This is a genomic window from Streptomyces sp. NPDC051172, assembly GCF_040682555.1.
In the GTDB taxonomy this organism is placed as follows: Bacteria; Actinomycetota; Actinomycetes; order Streptomycetales; family Streptomycetaceae; genus Streptomyces.
This window is the reverse complement of sequence record NZ_JBFBBE010000010.1, coordinates 1-15927: the sequence shown is the minus strand read 5'-3', so window position 1 is coordinate 15927 and position 15927 is coordinate 1. Positions and strand designations below refer to the sequence as shown.

General features: G+C 70.1%; 16 protein-coding genes and 1 riboswitch. Of the genes, 10 read left to right on the top strand and 6 right to left on the bottom strand.

Translation table 11 applies throughout. The features are described from left to right. Positions 1-29 precede the first annotated feature (29 nt). Together AB0N07_RS08010 and otsB are read left to right on the top strand one after the other, a co-directional pair. Positions 30-290, top strand: coding sequence for a DUF3263 domain-containing protein (locus AB0N07_RS08010; RefSeq protein ID WP_365833278.1), 261 nt, complete (start codon positions 30-32; stop codon positions 288-290). Positions 291-348: 58 nt separating this feature from the next. Further along, positions 349-1230 carry a trehalose-phosphatase gene (gene otsB, locus AB0N07_RS08005; protein WP_365833276.1) on the top strand — a complete coding sequence of 294 codons (882 nt, stop codon included), beginning with the start codon at positions 349-351 and terminating at the stop codon, positions 1228-1230. A gap of 58 nt (positions 1231-1288) precedes the next feature. On the opposite strand, the gene AB0N07_RS08000 is transcribed toward otsB, so the two are convergent. Beyond that, the gene (locus AB0N07_RS08000) at positions 1289-2680 is read right to left on the bottom strand and encodes a trehalose-6-phosphate synthase (protein ID WP_365833274.1); all 1392 of its coding nucleotides are present in this window, start codon (positions 2678-2680) and stop codon (positions 1289-1291) included. A gap of 95 nt (positions 2681-2775) precedes the next feature. Next, positions 2776-3720 (bottom strand): glucosyl-3-phosphoglycerate synthase, encoded by a 945-nt coding sequence (locus tag AB0N07_RS07995; protein WP_365833272.1) that lies wholly within the window; start codon positions 3718-3720, stop codon positions 2776-2778. A 168-nt stretch (positions 3721-3888) separates the two neighbouring features. Next, positions 3889-4045, top strand: a riboswitch (SAM riboswitch). A gap of 18 nt (positions 4046-4063) precedes the next feature. Here AB0N07_RS07995 and thrC point away from each other — a divergent pair. The 6 genes from thrC to AB0N07_RS07965 all read left to right on the top strand — a co-directional run bounded on the left by thrC (position 4064) and on the right by AB0N07_RS07965 (position 11289). Then, entirely contained in the window at positions 4064-5353 is a 1290-nt protein-coding gene (gene thrC / locus AB0N07_RS07990; protein WP_365833270.1) for a threonine synthase, read from the top strand. A 47-nt stretch (positions 5354-5400) separates the two neighbouring features. Next, entirely contained in the window at positions 5401-5676 is a 276-nt protein-coding gene (locus tag AB0N07_RS07985; RefSeq protein WP_030941262.1) for a MoaD/ThiS family protein, read from the top strand. 452 nt (positions 5677-6128) lie between these two features. Beyond that, on the top strand, positions 6129-6335 hold the full coding sequence (locus tag AB0N07_RS07980) for a cold-shock protein (RefSeq protein WP_019057200.1): 207 nt from the start codon (positions 6129-6131) through the stop codon (positions 6333-6335). 385 nt (positions 6336-6720) lie between these two features. After that, positions 6721-8343 carry a chaperonin GroEL gene (gene groL / locus AB0N07_RS07975; protein WP_115907423.1) on the top strand — a complete coding sequence of 541 codons (1623 nt, stop codon included), beginning with the start codon at positions 6721-6723 and terminating at the stop codon, positions 8341-8343. Positions 8344-8511: 168 nt separating this feature from the next. Next, complete coding sequence (locus AB0N07_RS07970) at positions 8512-9627, top strand: NADH:flavin oxidoreductase (protein ID WP_365833267.1); 1116 nt, start codon at positions 8512-8514, stop codon at positions 9625-9627. A gap of 141 nt (positions 9628-9768) precedes the next feature. Beyond that, positions 9769-11289 carry a carboxylesterase family protein gene (locus AB0N07_RS07965; RefSeq protein WP_365833265.1) on the top strand — a complete coding sequence of 507 codons (1521 nt, stop codon included), beginning with the start codon at positions 9769-9771 and terminating at the stop codon, positions 11287-11289. A gap of 6 nt (positions 11290-11295) precedes the next feature. Here the strand turns inward: AB0N07_RS07965 and AB0N07_RS07960 are convergent, their stop codons facing one another. Both AB0N07_RS07960 and AB0N07_RS07955 read right to left on the bottom strand, forming a co-directional pair. After that, on the bottom strand, positions 11296-11865 hold the full coding sequence (locus tag AB0N07_RS07960) for a hypothetical protein (protein WP_365833263.1): 570 nt from the start codon (positions 11863-11865) through the stop codon (positions 11296-11298). Positions 11866-11943: 78 nt separating this feature from the next. Beyond that, complete coding sequence (locus AB0N07_RS07955; RefSeq protein ID WP_365833261.1) at positions 11944-13467, bottom strand: helix-turn-helix domain-containing protein; 1524 nt, start codon at positions 13465-13467, stop codon at positions 11944-11946. A gap of 204 nt (positions 13468-13671) precedes the next feature. Between AB0N07_RS07955 and AB0N07_RS07950 the strand changes: the two genes are divergently transcribed. Next, positions 13672-14115 carry a hypothetical protein gene (locus tag AB0N07_RS07950; protein ID WP_365833259.1) on the top strand — a complete coding sequence of 148 codons (444 nt, stop codon included), beginning with the start codon at positions 13672-13674 and terminating at the stop codon, positions 14113-14115. A 151-nt stretch (positions 14116-14266) separates the two neighbouring features. Here AB0N07_RS07950 and AB0N07_RS07945 read toward each other — a convergent pair whose 3' ends face one another. Both AB0N07_RS07945 and AB0N07_RS07940 read right to left on the bottom strand, forming a co-directional pair. Then, on the bottom strand, positions 14267-14473 hold the full coding sequence (locus AB0N07_RS07945; RefSeq protein ID WP_365833257.1) for a DUF397 domain-containing protein: 207 nt from the start codon (positions 14471-14473) through the stop codon (positions 14267-14269). After that, on the bottom strand, positions 14457-15296 hold the full coding sequence (locus AB0N07_RS07940) for a helix-turn-helix transcriptional regulator (RefSeq protein WP_365833255.1): 840 nt from the start codon (positions 15294-15296) through the stop codon (positions 14457-14459). The genes AB0N07_RS07945 and AB0N07_RS07940 overlap by 17 nt, the downstream gene beginning before the upstream one ends. A 115-nt stretch (positions 15297-15411) precedes the next feature. Here AB0N07_RS07940 and AB0N07_RS07935 point away from each other — a divergent pair, with 115 nt between their 5' ends. After that, positions 15412-15801, top strand: a complete 390-nt coding sequence (locus tag AB0N07_RS07935; protein ID WP_365833253.1) for a hypothetical protein — start codon at positions 15412-15414, stop codon at positions 15799-15801. Positions 15802-15927 lie beyond the last annotated feature (126 nt).

Below are 15927 nucleotides of genomic sequence, written 5' to 3'. Positions count from 1 at the left end.
TGTCAGTGGCGGGGGCTACGGTTCAGGACATGGACCAGGAGCAGTGGGGAGGCCGCGAGCCGCGCGAGCCGCTGGGTGACCGCGAGCAGGCAGTCCTCGCCCTCGAACGCCGGGGCTTTCCGGGCCCCGGCGCCAAGGAGCGCGCCATACGCGAGGAGCTGGGCCTGGCGCCCGTCCGCTACTACCAGCTGCTCAACGCCCTGCTGGACGACGAGCGGGCCCTCGCCCACGACCCGGTGACGGTGAACAGGTTGCGCAGGGTGCGCGAGACCCGCCGAGCGGAGCGCTGACGGCCGGTGCTCCCCTGAGCCATGGGTGCGCCCTGCCCTGCGCGGTTATGGTCACCGTATGGGCACCCATACGGACACGGACTCGACGCACTCCATGGACCCCCTGCCGACGCCCGCCACGCAGGCAGGCCGGGACGGGCTCGCAGCGATCCTCGCGAACCCCGCGAAAACGGTGGTCGGCCTGGACTTCGACGGCACCCTCGCCCCGATCGTTGCGGACCCCGAGCAGGCCCGCGCCCACCCGGAGGCGGTGCCCGCGCTCGCCGCCCTCGCCCCGCGGATCGCCTCCGTCGCGGTGGTCACCGGCCGCCCGGCCGGCGTCGCCGTGCGGCACGGCGGCTTCGCGGGCGTTCCCGGCCTGGAGCACCTGGTCGTCCTCGGCCACTACGGCGCCGAACGCTGGGACGCGGTCAGCGGCAAGGTCAGCGCACCCGCCCCCCACCCCGGCGTCGCCGCGGTCCGCGCCGAACTCCCCGGCTTCCTCGACCGCATCGGCGCCTGGCAGGGCACCTGGATCGAGGAGAAGGGCCGCGCCGTGGCGGTCCACACCCGCCGCGCAGCGGACCCCCAGGCCGCCTTCGAGGCCCTGCGCGCCCCCCTCACCGACCTCGCCACCCGCCACGGCCTGATCGTCGAACCCGGCCGCCTGGTCCTTGAACTGCGCCCCCCGGGCACCGACAAGGGAGTGGCCCTGCTGGAGTACGTCCGCGAGATCGACGCCTCGGCAGTCCTCTACGCCGGCGACGACCTCGGCGACCTCCCCGCCTTCGCGGCGGTCGACAAACTCCGCTCCGACGGCATCCCCGGCCTCCTCGTCTGCAGCGGCAGCGACGAGGTCACGGAACTACGCGAACGGGCGGACCTGGTGGTGGACGGCCCGGAGGGGGTTGTACGCCTGCTGCGAGCCCTGGCGGGGCACATCAGCCCGTCCGGCGTTTGAGGACAAGGCCCCTCAAGGGCCGAAAAGGCGGGGGTCCGGGGGCGGCAGCCCCCAGACCTCAGCCGCGCAACGCCTCCAGCTGCTCAAGAAACCACTGAGCCGGCGGCAACGCCGTGGCCGCAGCAGCAAGCCGCTTGCTGCGCTCGGCCCGCTCAGCCGCCGACAGGCACAACGCGGCGTGCAGTGCGCCCGCCGTCCCGATCACGTCGTACGGGTTCACGGTGATCGCGTCCTCGCCCAGCTCGGCGTGGGCGCCCGCCTCCCGCGACAGCACCAGCGCGCAACCCTCGTCGGAGACGACCGGGACCTCCTTCGCGACCAGGTTCATGCCGTCCCGGATCGGGTTGACGAGAGCCACGTCGGCCAGCCGGTAGGCGGCCAGCGAGCGGGCGAAGTCGTCCTTGACGTGCAGCACGACCGGGGTCCAACCGGGCGTCCCGAAGCGGGAGTTGATCTCATCCGCCACCCGCTGCACCTCGGCCGTGTAGTCGCGGTACACGGCGAGGTCCTGCCGGGAGGGATAGGCGAACGCGACGTGCACGACCCGCTCCCGCCACTCGGGGCGGTCCGCCAGCAGCTGCCGGTACGCCAGCAGCCCGCGCACGATGTTCTTCGACAGCTCGGTGCGGTCGACCCGTACGACGGTCCTGCGACCGGCGCCGATCTCCTCCTTCAGCGCGGCCATCCGCTCGGCCACATCGGCCTCGTGCGACCGCTTGCGCAGGAAGTCCGCGTCGGCGCCGAGGCCGTGCACGCCGATCTCCGTGCTCCCGAGGCCGCCCACCACCGCCGTGGCGCACGCCGTGAACGCGTCCGCCCAGCGCCGGGTCAAGAAGCCCAGCCGGTCGGCGCCCAGCATGCCGCGCAGAAGCTGCTCGGCGATGTCGTCCGGCAGCATCCGGAAGTAGTCCACCGGCGCCCACGGCGTGTGCGAGAAGTGCCCGATGCGCAGGTCGGGACGGAGCTTGCGGAGCATGCCCGGCACCAGACACAGGTGGTAGTCCTGCACCAGCACCGCCGCGCCCTCGGCCGCCTCCTGGGCCAGGGCCTCGGCGAAGGCCCGGTTGTAGGTCTCGTACGAGGCCCACTGCCGCCGGAACTCCGCGTCGAAGACCGGCTCCAGGGGCGTCTGGTACAGCATGTGGTGGACGAACCACAGCACCGAGTTCGCGATGCCGTTGTAAGCGTCGGCGTGCACGTCGGCCGGGATGTCCAGCATCCGCACCCCGTCCTCGCCGACCCCGCGTCGTACCGCCTCGCGGTCGCCGTCGGACAGCGCCGAGCACACCCACAGGGCGTCCGCGTCGGGCCCGATCGCGGAGAGGCCGGAGACCAGCCCGCCGCCGCCGCGCCTGGCGGCCAGCGAGCCGTCCTGCTGCACTTCGTACGAGACCGGGCCGCGGTTGGACGCGACCAGCACCTGATGACCAGCGCCGTGCGTGGAAGCCATACGCCTCAACCTAGCCCGGCCCGTAAACGCTCAAACGTATGTCTGGGCTCTGCGGGTGGACCGTATACACCGCCCACGCCGCGTAACGCGCCGCCTCAGGCGACCTTGCGCGACGCGTACTCCGCGATCTCCACCATCGGCGGCCGCTCCTCCGTGTCCACGGAGTAGGTGCGCGGTTCGAAGCCCTCCTCGCCCCGTTCGAACTGGGTGAGGGAGGGGCGGATGAGATGGCCGCGGGCCAGCCTCAGCTGTGCCGTGCGGTAGATCGCGGCGGACATCCGGCCCAGCGCCTGCCCGTCCTGGTGGCGGTGCTTGCGCACCCCGACGTCCACCTGGGCGAGCGCGTCGAGGCCCACCAGGTGCAGGGCGTCGACCAGCATGCCCAGCTCGACGCCGTACCCGACGGGGAACGGCAGCTGTTCCAGCAGGCTGCGGCGGGCCGCGTACTCGCCGCCGAGCGGCTGCACGAAGCCCGCCAGCTGCGGCCAGTGCATGTTCAGCAGCGGGCGCGCCATCAGCTCGGTGACCCGGCCGCCCTGGCCCTGGGCGCCGGCCAGCGGACGGTCGTACATGCCCTTGACCAGGTCGACCGCCGGGTCGGTGAGCAGCGGGCCGACGATCCCGGAGACGAAGTCGGAGGAGAACTCCTTCAGGTCGGCGTCGATGAAGCAGACGATGTCCCCGCCGGTGACCAGGAGCGAGCGCCACAGCACCTCGCCCTTGCCGGGGACGGTCGGGATGCGGGGCAGGATGTCGTCACGGTGGACGACCCTGGCCCCGGCCGCCGCGGCGACCTCGGACGTGCGGTCGGTGGACCCGGAGTCGACGACGACGATCTCGTCGACGAGCGGGACCTGCTGCATCAGGTCGTGACGGATGATCGCGACGATGTCGCCGACCGTCTCCTCCTCGTTGAGCGCGGGCAGCACCACGCTGACCGACTGACCCGTGCGCTGCTTGGCGGCGAGGATCTGGTGGAGAGGGCGGTCGGTCAGGGACCAGGAGCGGGTGCTCAGCCAGCGCTCGACTTCTTCCAGCACGTAGGCGGCTCCTCTGCGTTCTCTCGGCGAGCGTGGGATCCGTGATCCATCTCGCGGTTCGGACGACTATCTCAACTGTCCTGGCCTTCGGTTACAGTCTTGAACAACGCTGGTGACCATCGCATGTCGGGGGTCGTCCCGCGTTGAACGAGTTGAACAACCGAATACCGCTCATCCAGAGGGGCAGAGGGATACGGCCCGATGAAGCCCCGGCAACCCTCCAGCCGGTCTCGTACCGATCGATGCTGATCGTTCCGCGAGGCTCCCGGCTAGGGAAGGTGCCAAATCCGTCTCACGGCGAGATGCGTCGTGAGGAAGATGAGGAGAAAGGGCCTCGCCTCACATGGCTGCGCAGACTGTTGCAAGCACCACCGACTCCACGACCGTCGACCTCGGTCCCGCCGCGGCGCTCTCCTGCCGCGAGTGCGGTCACCAGGTGCCCCTCGGCCCGGTCTTCGCCTGCGAGGAGTGTTTCGGCCCGCTCGAGATCGCCTATGACTTCTCGGCCTACGACACCGAGGAGCTCCGCAAGCAGATCGAGGCGGGTCCCGCGAACATCTGGCGTTACGCGCCCCTGCTGCCCGTCCCGGCGGACGTGGCGGACAAGCCCAACATCAACCCCGGTTGGACCAAGCTCGTCAAGGCCGACAACCTCGCCCGCGAACTGGGCGTCGACGCCGGCAAGCTCTTCGTGAAGGACGACTCCGGCAACCCGACGCACTCCTTCAAGGACCGGGTCGTCGCCCAGGCCATCGAGGCCGCCCGCGCCTTCGACTTCACCACCCTGTCCTGCTCGTCCACCGGCAACCTCGCCGGTGCGGTGGGTGCCGCGGCCGCCCGCGCCGGCTTCCGTTCCTGCGTGTTCATTCCGCACGACCTGGAGCAGGGCAAGGTCGTCATGGCCGCGGTCTACGGCGGCGAGCTCGTCGGCATCGAGGGCAACTACGACGACGTGAACCGCTTCTGCTCCGAGCTGATCGGCGACCCGGCCGGCGAGGGCTGGGGCTTCGTCAACGTCAACCTGCGGCCGTACTACGCGGAGGGCTCCAAGACCCTGGCGTACGAGATCTGCGAGCAGCTCGGCTGGCAGCTGCCCGACCAGCTGGTCGTGCCGATCGCCTCCGGCTCCCAGCTCACGAAGATCGACAAGGGGCTGCAGGAGCTGATCAAGCTCGGGCTCGTCGAGGACAAGCCCTACAAGATCTTCGGGGCGCAGGCCGAGGGGTGCAGCCCTGTCTCCGTCGCCTACAAGGCGGGGCACGACGTCGTACGGCCGCAGAAGCCGAACACGATCGCCAAGTCGCTGGCCATCGGCAACCCGGCGGACGGTCCGTATGTGCTGGACATCGCCCGGCGTACCGGTGGGGCGGTGGAGGATGTCAATGACGAGCAGATCGTGGACGCGATTCGGCTGCTCGCCCGGACCGAGGGGATCTTCGCGGAGACCGCCGGTGGCGTGACCGTGGGCGTGACGCGCAAGCTCATCGAGAACGGCGTGCTCGACCCGGCCCTGACGACGGTCGTCCTCAACACCGGTGATGGTCTGAAGACGCTGGACGCGGTGGCCGGTACCGGGCTCACCGCGACGATTCGCCCCAGCCTGGAGTCGTTCCGTGAGGCCGGCCTCGCGTAGTCGTTCCCCGCGCCCCTTGAAAGCCACACCCCGACCGGAGGTTCATCGTGAGCGTCAACGTTCGTATCCCCACCATCCTGCGTACCTACACCGGCGGCCAGGCCGAGGTCACTGCTGAAGGTGGGACCCTCGGCGAGGTCATCGCCGATCTGGAGAAGAACCACACCGGGATCGCCGCGCGGGTTCTCGACGACCAGGGGAAGCTGCGGCGGTTCGTCAACGTGTATGTGAACGACGACGACGTGCGGTTCGAGCAGGGGCTGGAGACGGCGACTCCGGACGGGGCGGGCGTCTCGATCATCCCGGCCGTCGCCGGAGGCTGACCGGAAACAGGTCGGACGACCGCTTATTACCGTCGGTAATGTCGGTTACGAAGAGTTCATCGAATTGCCCCCTCCGTGAGAGAAGCGGAGGGGGCAATTCTGCATGGTTGAGCACGGTACAGTTGGGGAACCTGCTCGACTCCGCTTGCCGCGTGCATATGAGTTCTTGCTTCTCGGGCAGCGAGAAGTAGCCAAAGTGTGCAGGTTTTTTGCGTCTTATGCTCCATTTATGGGGCCCGACTTGCCCTGAATTCGGGCGAATTCTCCGTAAGGTCCCGACCGGTCGTGCCCGGAATTCTCGTCCGATTGACCTGTTGCAGACGGCAGTTGGACAGATACATTCAGCCGCGGTCGACGCGTTCCGGCGCACGCCCCCAACCGTGGGGGGTGAGGTCTGACCCGGATCCGCGAAGTGTGGATCTGTGCAAGGGCCAGTAATAGGGGAGTTAGGCATGGCTCAGGGCACCGTCAAGTGGTTCAACGCGGAGAAGGGGTACGGCTTCATCGCGGTCGACGGTGGTGCGGATGTTTTCGTCCACTACAGTGCGATTCAGATGGACGGCTACCGCACCCTGGAAGAGGGCCAGCGGGTCGATTTCGAGATCTCGCAGGGCCAGAAGGGGCCGCAGGCGGACATGGTCCGTCTGGCGACCAGCTGAAGCACGCGCCGGGTTAACTGCAGCGACGTTCTTCTGTTCTTGATCGAAGGGCCCGCACCTCAGGGTGCGGGCCCTTCGGCATGCCCGGGGGGCCTGGGCAGGTCCCGGCGTGGGTGCCGCCCGGTACCCGGTAGCCGCTTGCGCCCGCTCGTCGCCCGACCACCACCCCTCAACGAGCCCGCTCCGCGGGCACACCTTGCACTCGGGGGGGTCGAGTGCTAATCATTGGCGTTAGCACTCTGAAGGTGAGAGTGACAAAGATGGACCGGGTCGGTGAGGCCCGCAGGCCGGGTGGGGCAAGGAACCCACGGGTCGGCGAGCCGTCCGTCGCGGGCGCGGGCGCGGTCCGAAGGAATCACCCCCAGTCCTGGAGGGACCACTTCACATGGCCAAGATCATCGCGTTCGACGAGGAGGCGCGGCGCGGCCTCGAGCGCGGCATGAACCAGCTCGCGGACGCCGTGAAGGTGACGCTCGGCCCCAAGGGCCGCAACGTCGTCCTCGAGAAGAAGTGGGGCGCCCCCACGATCACCAACGATGGTGTCTCCATCGCCAAGGAGATCGAGCTCGAGGACCCGTACGAGAAGATCGGCGCCGAGCTGGTCAAGGAAGTCGCCAAGAAGACGGACGACGTCGCCGGTGACGGTACGACCACGGCGACCGTGCTCGCCCAGGCCCTCGTCAAGGAAGGCCTGCGCAACGTAGCCGCCGGCGCCAACCCGATGGCCCTCAAGCGCGGTATCGAGAAGGCCGTCGAGGCCGTCTCCGGTGCCCTGCTCGAGCAGGCCAAGGATGTCGAGACCAAGGAGCAGATCGCTTCCACGGCCTCCATCTCCGCCGCCGACACCCAGATCGGCGAGCTCATCGCCGAGGCCATGGACAAGGTCGGCAAGGAAGGCGTCATCACCGTCGAGGAGTCCCAGACCTTCGGTCTGGAGCTGGAGCTCACCGAGGGTATGCGCTTCGACAAGGGCTACATCTCGGCGTACTTCGCCACCGACATGGAGCGGATGGAGGCGTCGCTCGACGACCCGTACATCCTGATCGCCAACTCCAAGATCGGTTCCGTCAAGGACCTGCTCCCGCTCCTGGAGAAGGTCATGCAGTCGGGCAAGCCGCTGCTGATCATCGCCGAGGACGTCGAGGGCGAGGCCCTGTCGACCCTGGTCGTCAACAAGATCCGCGGCACCTTCAAGTCCGTCGCGGTCAAGGCCCCCGGCTTCGGCGACCGCCGCAAGGCGATGCTGAACGACATCGCCATCCTCACCGGCGGCGAGGTCATCTCCGAGGAGGTCGGTCTCAAGCTCGAGAACACCTCCCTCGACCTGCTGGGCCGCGCCCGCAAGGTGGTCATCACCAAGGACGAGACCACCATCGTCGACGGCGCCGGCTCCACGGAGCAGGTGCAGGGCCGGGTCAACCAGATCCGTGCCGAGATCGAGAACAGCGACTCGGACTACGACCGCGAGAAGCTGCAGGAGCGCCTGGCGAAGCTCGCCGGCGGTGTCGCGGTCATCAAGGCCGGTGCCGCCACCGAGGTGGAGCTCAAGGAGCGCAAGCACCGCATCGAGGACGCCGTCCGCAACGCGAAGGCGGCCGTCGAGGAGGGCATCGTCGCCGGTGGTGGCGTCGCGCTCATCCAGGCCTCTTCGGTCTTCGAGAAGCTGGACCTGGAGGGTGACGAGGCGACCGGTGCCAACGCCGTGCGCATCGCGCTCGAGGCCCCGCTGAAGCAGATCGCCGTCAACGCCGGCCTCGAGGGCGGTGTCGTGGTGGAGAAGGTGCGCAACCTGACCCCGGGCCACGGCCTGAACGCCGCGACCGGCGAGTACGTCGACCTGGTCAAGGAAGGCATCATCGACCCGGCGAAGGTCACGCGCTCTGCCCTGCAGAACGCCGCCTCCATCGCCGCGCTCTTCCTCACCACCGAGGCCGTCATCGCCGACAAGCCGGAGAAGGCCGCCGCGCCTGCCGGTGGCGGTATGCCGGGCGGTGACATGGACTTCTGATCGGCCTCCGGCTGATCCGGGTTCCAACCGAGGGCGGCACTCCCTGGAAACAGGGGGTGCCGCCCTCGGGCGTGTTCGAGGTCATAGGAAATTTGATTAAGTAGGTGCAACAATGCGTATGCACATACCAGTAGGTCAATGCAGCCATCGCACGAGGAGCCCACCCACGTGACCACCGCCCCCTCCCGCGCCGCCGAGATCCTCTCCCGGCCCACCGCGATCAACGGCCTGACCGTCCCCAACCGCATCGTCATGGCACCCATGACGCGCATGTTCTCCCCGGGCGGCGTCCCCGGCGAGGACGTGGTGTCGTACTACGCCCGCCGGGCCGCCGCCGGTGTCGGGCTGATCGTCACCGAGGGCACCTACGTCGGCCACGAGTCCGCCGGCAACAGCGACCGCGTCCCCCGGTTCCACGGCGAGGAGCAGCTCGCGGGCTGGCAGAAGGTCGCCGAGGCGGTGCACGCGGCGGGCGGCACGATCGTTCCGCAGCTGTGGCACATCGGCACGGTCCGCAACCAGGGTGACGGCCCCTACCCGGACGCCCCCTCGCACGGCCCCTCCGGTCTGCGCGTCACCGGCGTCGAGGACGCCACCCCCATGACCCAGGCCGACATCGACGCCGTCATCGGCGCGTTCGTCGAGTCCGCGGTCGCCGCCGAGCGCATCGGCTTCGACGGCATAGAACTGCACGGCGCGCACGGCTACCTCCTCGACCAGTTCCTGTGGGCCGGCACCAACCGGCGTACGGACGCGTACGGCGGCGACGCCGTGGCGCGTACGAAGTTCGCGGCGGAGATCGTGGCGGCCGTGCGGGAGGCGGTGTCGCCGGAGTTCCCGATTCTGTTCCGGTACTCGCAGTGGAAGCAGGAGGCGTACGACGCGCGTCTTGCCGAGACGCCGGAGGAGCTGGAGGCCATCCTCGCGCCGCTGGCCGCGGCCGGCGTGGATGCGTTCCATGCCTCTACGCGGCGGTACTGGCTGCCGGAGTTCGAGGGCTCCGACCTCAATCTGGCGGGGTGGACGAAGAAGCTGACGGGGCGGCCGACCATCACCGTCGGGTCGGTGGGGCTCGACGGGGACTTCCTCCGGGGGTTTGCCGGGGAGGGGTCGCCGATCCGGGGGATCGACGATCTGCTGGACGGGCTGGAGCGGGAGGAGTACGACTTCGTCGCTGTCGGGCGGGCGTTGCTGCAGGATCCCGAGTGGGCGGCGAAGGTGCTTGCCGGGCGGAGCGACGAGCTTGAGCCGTACTCGGCGAGTGCGCTGAAGACGCTGAGCTGAGCGGAGCGGTGCGGGTCGGTGGGGGTGCGCGGCCCCGGGGGCTGCGCACCCAGACCCCCATCGGCCTCCGGCCTGGTCCTCACATGCCGGACGGGCCGAAAATATGTGGCGTCCCGCAGCGATCCAGACCAGGAGTTGATGATGACGACCACTGTCGTGCGTACCGTCGCCGGAGCGGTGCGTGGGCGCCTTGAGGACGGGCTGACGGTGTTCCGCGGCATTCCGTTCGCCGAACCGCCCGTCGGCAAGGACCGGTTCGGGGCGCCGCGTCCGGTGCGGGCCTGGGAGGGGACCCGGGAGGCGTACGAGTTCGGGCCGCCGCCTCCGCAGGAGTCCGGGATCCAGGGGCGCAGGGGGGTGCTGAACGCCCCCGAGGGCGATGAGTGGCTCACCGTCAATGTCTGGACGCCCGAGGCGGATTCGGGTGCTCTGCGGCCGGTGATGGTGTGGGTCTACGGCGGGGCCTACAAGCTCGGGCACTCCGGCAGTCCCGGGTACGACGCCCAACGCATCGCCCGTGACGGGGACCTGGTCGTCGTGACGCTCAACTACCGGGTCGGGATCGAGGGGTTCGCGCTCATCGAGGGGGCGCCTGCCAATCGCGGGCTGCTCGATCAGGTGGCGGCGCTGGAGTGGGTGCGGGAGAACATCGAGGGGTTCGGCGGCGACCCCGGGCAGGTGACCGTCTTCGGTGAGTCCGCGGGGGCCGGGTCGGTGGCCTCCCTGCTGGCCATGCCGAGCGCCCGGGGGCTGTTCCGGCGGGCGGTCGCGCAGAGTGTGCCGGGGACCTACTTCTCCGGCGAGCTGGCCCGTGACATCGCGTCCGCCATCGCGGAGGAGGCGGGGCTGCGGCCGACGGCGGCCGATCTCGCGACCGTCGATCCCCGTCAACTGACCTCGGTGGGCGAGGCGTTGAGCGCGCGGATGATGTCGTACGCGGACCGGTGGGGGCGGGTGGCCCCGACGGCCACGCCCTTCTCGCCGGTGGTCGACGGCGAGGTGCTGCCGTGCACACCCTGGCAGGCGCTGAGGGCGGGCGCGGGGAAGGACGTCGACCTGCTCGTCGGGCACAACCGGGACGAGTTCCGGCTGTTTCTCGCGCTCGGCGGGATGCTGGGCGAGATCGGGGAGGAGCAGGCGGGCTGGGCGCTGCGGACGTTCGGGCCGGGGCCGGACGGGGAGCGGGCGTATCGCGCGGCCTTCCCGCAGGCCACGCCGGGTGAGCTGTTCGAGCGCGTGCAGACGGACTGGTTGTTCAACATGCCGTCACTGCACCTGGCCGAGGCACAGGTCGCGGGTGGCGGTCGCGCTCACCTCTACGAGCTGACCTGGGCGGCCCCTGGCGGCGGGGGCGGTCTCGGGGCGTGCCACGGGCTGGACATTCCGCTGCTGTTCGGCACGTTCGAGGCGGACCTGGGGCAGCTGCTGTTCGCGGGTACGGGGGCCACCGCGGAGGGGGAGGCGCTGTCGTCCCGTTTCCGGGAGTCCTGGACGGCGTTCGCGCGGTCGGGCGATCCGGGCTGGCCGGCGTTCGAGGCGGAGGAGCGCCTGGTCCAGGTGCTGGACGCCGGGCCGAAGGAGCAGGTCGGGCCGTATCCGGAGGAGACCTCGCGGCGGCTGTGGGAGGGGTACGAGTTCGCGCCGCTCCCGCTGCTCGAGTAGGCGCCGCTAGAGGTTTCCCAACGGCTCGATGTCGACCTTCACCGGCGTGCCCCAGACACGCAGCACCTCGTAGTCGGTGAACTCGTGCACCAGCCGGTACGCCATCGCGGGGCGGGGCCCGCGGCGCTGAGCGGCCAGATACAGCTCGGCCTCGCGCCGGTCCCGCCTCGGCGTGCCGCACAGGTGCCAGGTCTGGCCGTTCCACGCCTCCGGGAGCCAGCGCTGCTGGGGCTGCGGGCGGTCGGCGCTGGCGCCGTAGCGGGAGGGGGCGGTCTCGGTGGCGTGCGGGAGTACGGGGCCGCCGTTGAACTCGGCGCGGCGGGCCGCCCGGCGCCGGGTCTCGCAGAGCAGGCAGCGGTCGTGGGCGTTCTCGTCGACCGGGCCGTTCGGGTGCTCGGGGCAGCGGGTGGCGGGCGCGGCGGAGGTGACGCTCTCGTCCAGCAGGTCCAGAGCGCGGCGCAGGTCAGCCTTGACCTCGTGGAGCTTGCCGTCGGGGGTGTCGGCGGTGAGGGCTTCGCCGTGCTCGCCGAGGAGGCGGAGGGCTCGGCCCAGGGCCGTCAGTTGGGCATGGTTCATAGGTATCAGTGTGCGCAGTCCTTGAGCTCTTCGGTGTCCAGGGTGCAGAAGGGGATCTGGCCGGCGCGGGCGTGCCGCTCACCGGGCTGCCGACGCTTCGGTCTGCTCGGCCAGGTCGAGAGTGCGCAGTGCGAGCCACTGGTCATGGATGGCGCTGGGGGACCGTAGGAGCGAGCGGCTGAGCAGTGCTTCGGCCCGTGTCAGGCGCTTGCGTACGGCGGATGCCGAGATGGACAGCGCGGCCGCCGTGGGGCCGATGCGTGCGTCGAGGCGCAGCCAGGTGGTGAGGGTCTCCGCGATGCATGCCGGGACGTCGGGCCCGGTGACAGGACGGAACTGCTGCTGGGCCCACACCCCGACGCGGGGCAGTGACAGCAGCTCGTCCAGGACGGGCACCGGCTTTGCCGCCCGTGCGGCGTCGCCCTCCGGCGGGGGCGGGATCTGCGCGGTGGCGCTGCGCAGAGCGAGTGCCAGTGCGGCTTGGTCGGAGAGCCGGTGAAGATCCAGGCCGAGCAGCTCCTGGATGCATGTCAGGCGCGCGCTCAGGGTGTTGCGGTGAATATTCAGGTGGGCCGTCGCACGGGAGTGGAAGCTGAGCCATGACGCGGCGGTGGCCAGCAGTTCCGCGCCGTCGGGGTCCTGGGTCCGTCTCGCGTGGTGGGTACGGATCGGTGAGAGGAAGGCCTTGGCCCAGGCCGCCGCGGCGGGCCCGATGGTCAGCGCCAGGTCGGGGCCGGCCGCGAACGAGGCCTGCCGTTCCGGGCGGCCGCGTGCGGCGGCGAGAGCATGGAAGGCCTGCGCGTAGCCGGTGGCGGTGTCCCGCAGGGGCACGGCACTGCTCTCTCCGATCCAGCAGAGGGCCGCCAGTTCGGGGGGCGAGGCCGGTGCCGGGGCGTCGTCAGCGGGCACAAGCATGAAGAGGTGGTCGACGTACACCGGGCACGGCACGACCCACGCGCCTTTGGCCATGTCGCTCAGTTTCCGGGCCAGTTGGCCGCGAACGCTCGGCGGGCCCTCGATGACGTACACCCGTACCACCTCGGGCAGAGCCGGCCGCAGCGCCCCCGCGATCTGGCGTGCGGTGGACGTATGGCCGTTCATCAGCAGGCGCAGGACTGCTTCACGCGTCCCGGCTTCGGCGATCCTCAGCCGGCGCTGCCGGCGCCGGGTGTGTTCCGCCAGCCAGCTCAGACTCAGCACGGATGAGGCATCCGCAAGCAGGAGTGGCAGTTCAGGTGGTGCCGGCCTGGGCACCACGGCAGCGAGAAGGGGCGCGGTGGAGCCCCGCGATCCGTCGAGGGGAAGGACGATGCAGGTGAGTCCGTCCTCGTCGATGGCAACGGATCCCAGCCGCCGCTCGGTCAGTTCTCGTGCCCCGCGCAGTGCGAGACCACGCTCGGCGTCGCCGAGGAGGGCGCGGGCCGGGTAGGTCGCAGTGCCCGCGGGGTTCATCAGGAAGGCGGTGGCGCTGGTGCGGCCCTCCAGCCAGCGAAGCACCGGCCCGGTGCCGCCCGTGCGCGCGGCACGCTGCATGTCCAGCACGTCGTCGGCCCGTCGAATCCGTACGGCAGCCGCCGTGTCCGCACGCAGATCACCGTGCATGTCGCCCCCCGAGAGACTCGCAAGTCGGTCCGGTCGCAGAGTAGGCAGGCGCTGGCAGGGTCACAACAAGGCTCGCTGTGCGGACCGGCACCGGAGGGACGGCTTCACCGTGCAACGGATACTTCGCGCCACCCGCAGCCGTCATGGCGTTCTCGCGCGCCACCGACCACGGCGCACCGGATCCTCGACGCTCAGGGGGAATTCATGCGTCGTCGCCACAAGCTCGCCGCGACCGTCGCGGCCGCGGGAGCACTGCTCGGCTGGGGCGTCGCCACCGGCGCCGGCGTGGGCACCGCGTCGGCCACCAGTTTCGTCTGCGACCACCTCAGCTCCGATCCCGGCGGCGACGCCTGCTCGCACCAGACCACGCTCGGGATCGACCACGCGTACACCACCAACCAGAGCCTCTGGACCCGTGACGAGAAGATCACCGTCCAGAATGACGGAAACCTGGTGCAGTACTGCCTGAACAGCCGCTGGTCCTACGGCCTGAACAAACAGGTCAGCGCCGGCACCCCGGTGTGGTCGACCGGCACGAACAAGTGGAACGCCGTCGGCGGGAAGCTGGTGTTCTGGCACGACGGCAACCTGGCCCACTACGGCGACTGGCAGCAGCTCAACGGATCGGTCGTGGAGGGCAACGACTGACAGTCCGCCAGTTGGAGCCCGAACGCCACGGCCATTCTCCAGGCGGACGGGAACCTGGTGATCTGGTCCAACGGCAGGGCGGTCCGGGCCAACAACACCTACCACTTCTGCCCGGGCACCGAGCACTACTGGAACGGCTACCGGTAACCACCTAGTCGTCCTTCACGGCATCGAGGAAGGAGGACCAGGCCGCCGCCCGGAACACGAGCTTCGGGCCGTGGGGGTTCTTGGAGTCGCGGACGGGGACGACGGCGGGGTGGCCGTCGGCTACTTCGAGGCAGTTGTTGCCGCCGCCGCCGCTGTAGCTCGACTTGTGCCAGGTGGCCGTGCTCAGGTCGTAGTCAGGGGTGTTCCTCATGGGCGTAATCCTGCGCCAACGCCTCGATGAGGGCCAGGGACTTCTCCTGCGGGAGCGCGGAGGCCACGAGGAGATCGAACCTGAACCTCAGTTGGGCGACCGTTGATGGGTCGTCCTCCAGGCGTCCGGTGCCCGGCCCCTCGTAGTAGACGAGCGGAGGGGCGTCCTCGAACTCCATCAGCTTGAGGGCACCCTCCATCGCCGTGTGGGCCCCCGCGCTGAACGGCAGCATCTGCACGATGATCCGCCTTCGCCGAGCCAGACCGGCGATGTGGCGCAGGGCTTCTGCCATCACCGCCCGGCCGCCGGTCTCCCGGCGCAGTGCCGCCTCGTCAAGTACCACCCACAACACCGGCCTTGTTGGGTGGTCGAGCAGGCGGATCCGCTCCAACCGGCCGTCCACCCACTCGTCGATCGTCTCCTCCGATGCCGTCGGGTCGTATGCGCGGTTCACGGCCCGTGCGTACGCGGCCGTCTGGAGCAGCCCGGGGATCAGGAGCGGCGCGTACTCTCGGATCGCCGTGGCCTGCGCCTCGGCCTCCGCCGCCTCCGCGAAATCCTCCAGGTACTTCGACTTGGCCGCCGCCCGGCAGTTCCGCAGGAAGAAGCCTCCCGTCTCCAGGACTTCGTCCAGCATCCGCGCGTACTCCGGCTGCATCCGCCGCGTGCCCGCCTCCAGCTGTCCGATGAACGAGCCGCTGACGAACAGCCGTAGCCCCAGTTCGTCCTGGCTCAGTCCGGCCTTCTCGCGTGCGTGCCGCAACTCCGCGCCCAGGAGGGCCCGCGGCGAAGACGACGGATCGAGGTCCTTGGGTCCCGGCATGTGCAACTCCCTGTCGGACACTGGGCGTTGTTGGAACGTGTCGTATGGCCAGGTTAGGGGCGTTACGGCCACGCTGTGTTGCGAACAGCGAACTCAGCGTGGAGGTAGGAGCGACGTGCGGTCGACCGAAGAAGTCGTCGAAAGCCTGCGGGAGGCCCTCACGGGCGTCGGGGTGGCCCTGCCGTCCCTGCGCGTCGATCCCGTGACCGGCGCGAGCGAGGAGCCGTTCGCGCTGGTCGACCTCGGGCGCTGCAATGTCCGTACGGCGGAGAAGCTGGCGTCGGTGCTGCGGGGGGAGCGGCCGGCGGTCGGTGCGTACGCAACCGATGTGCGGGACGGGCGGCTCGGTGAGGTCATGGGGCATGTCGGCGGGCGGGTGCAGCTGCGGCCGGTCGGCGGCGGGCGGGAGTGGGAGTGCCCGCCGGAGGCGGTGGGGGCCGCGCCGCCCGAGGAGGTGCTGCGGGCTCGGGTGCGCAGCCGGAACCGAGGGGTGCGTCTGCCATGAGGGGGTCGTGCGGGCCGGCATCGGCTGAAGAACCAAGGCCGGGAAGTTAAGGCTGGCTGGGGCGCTGTCCAGGCGCGGGTGGGCGTGCTGGCCCTGCGGTGAATGACGAACGGGACCGCTGGTAGA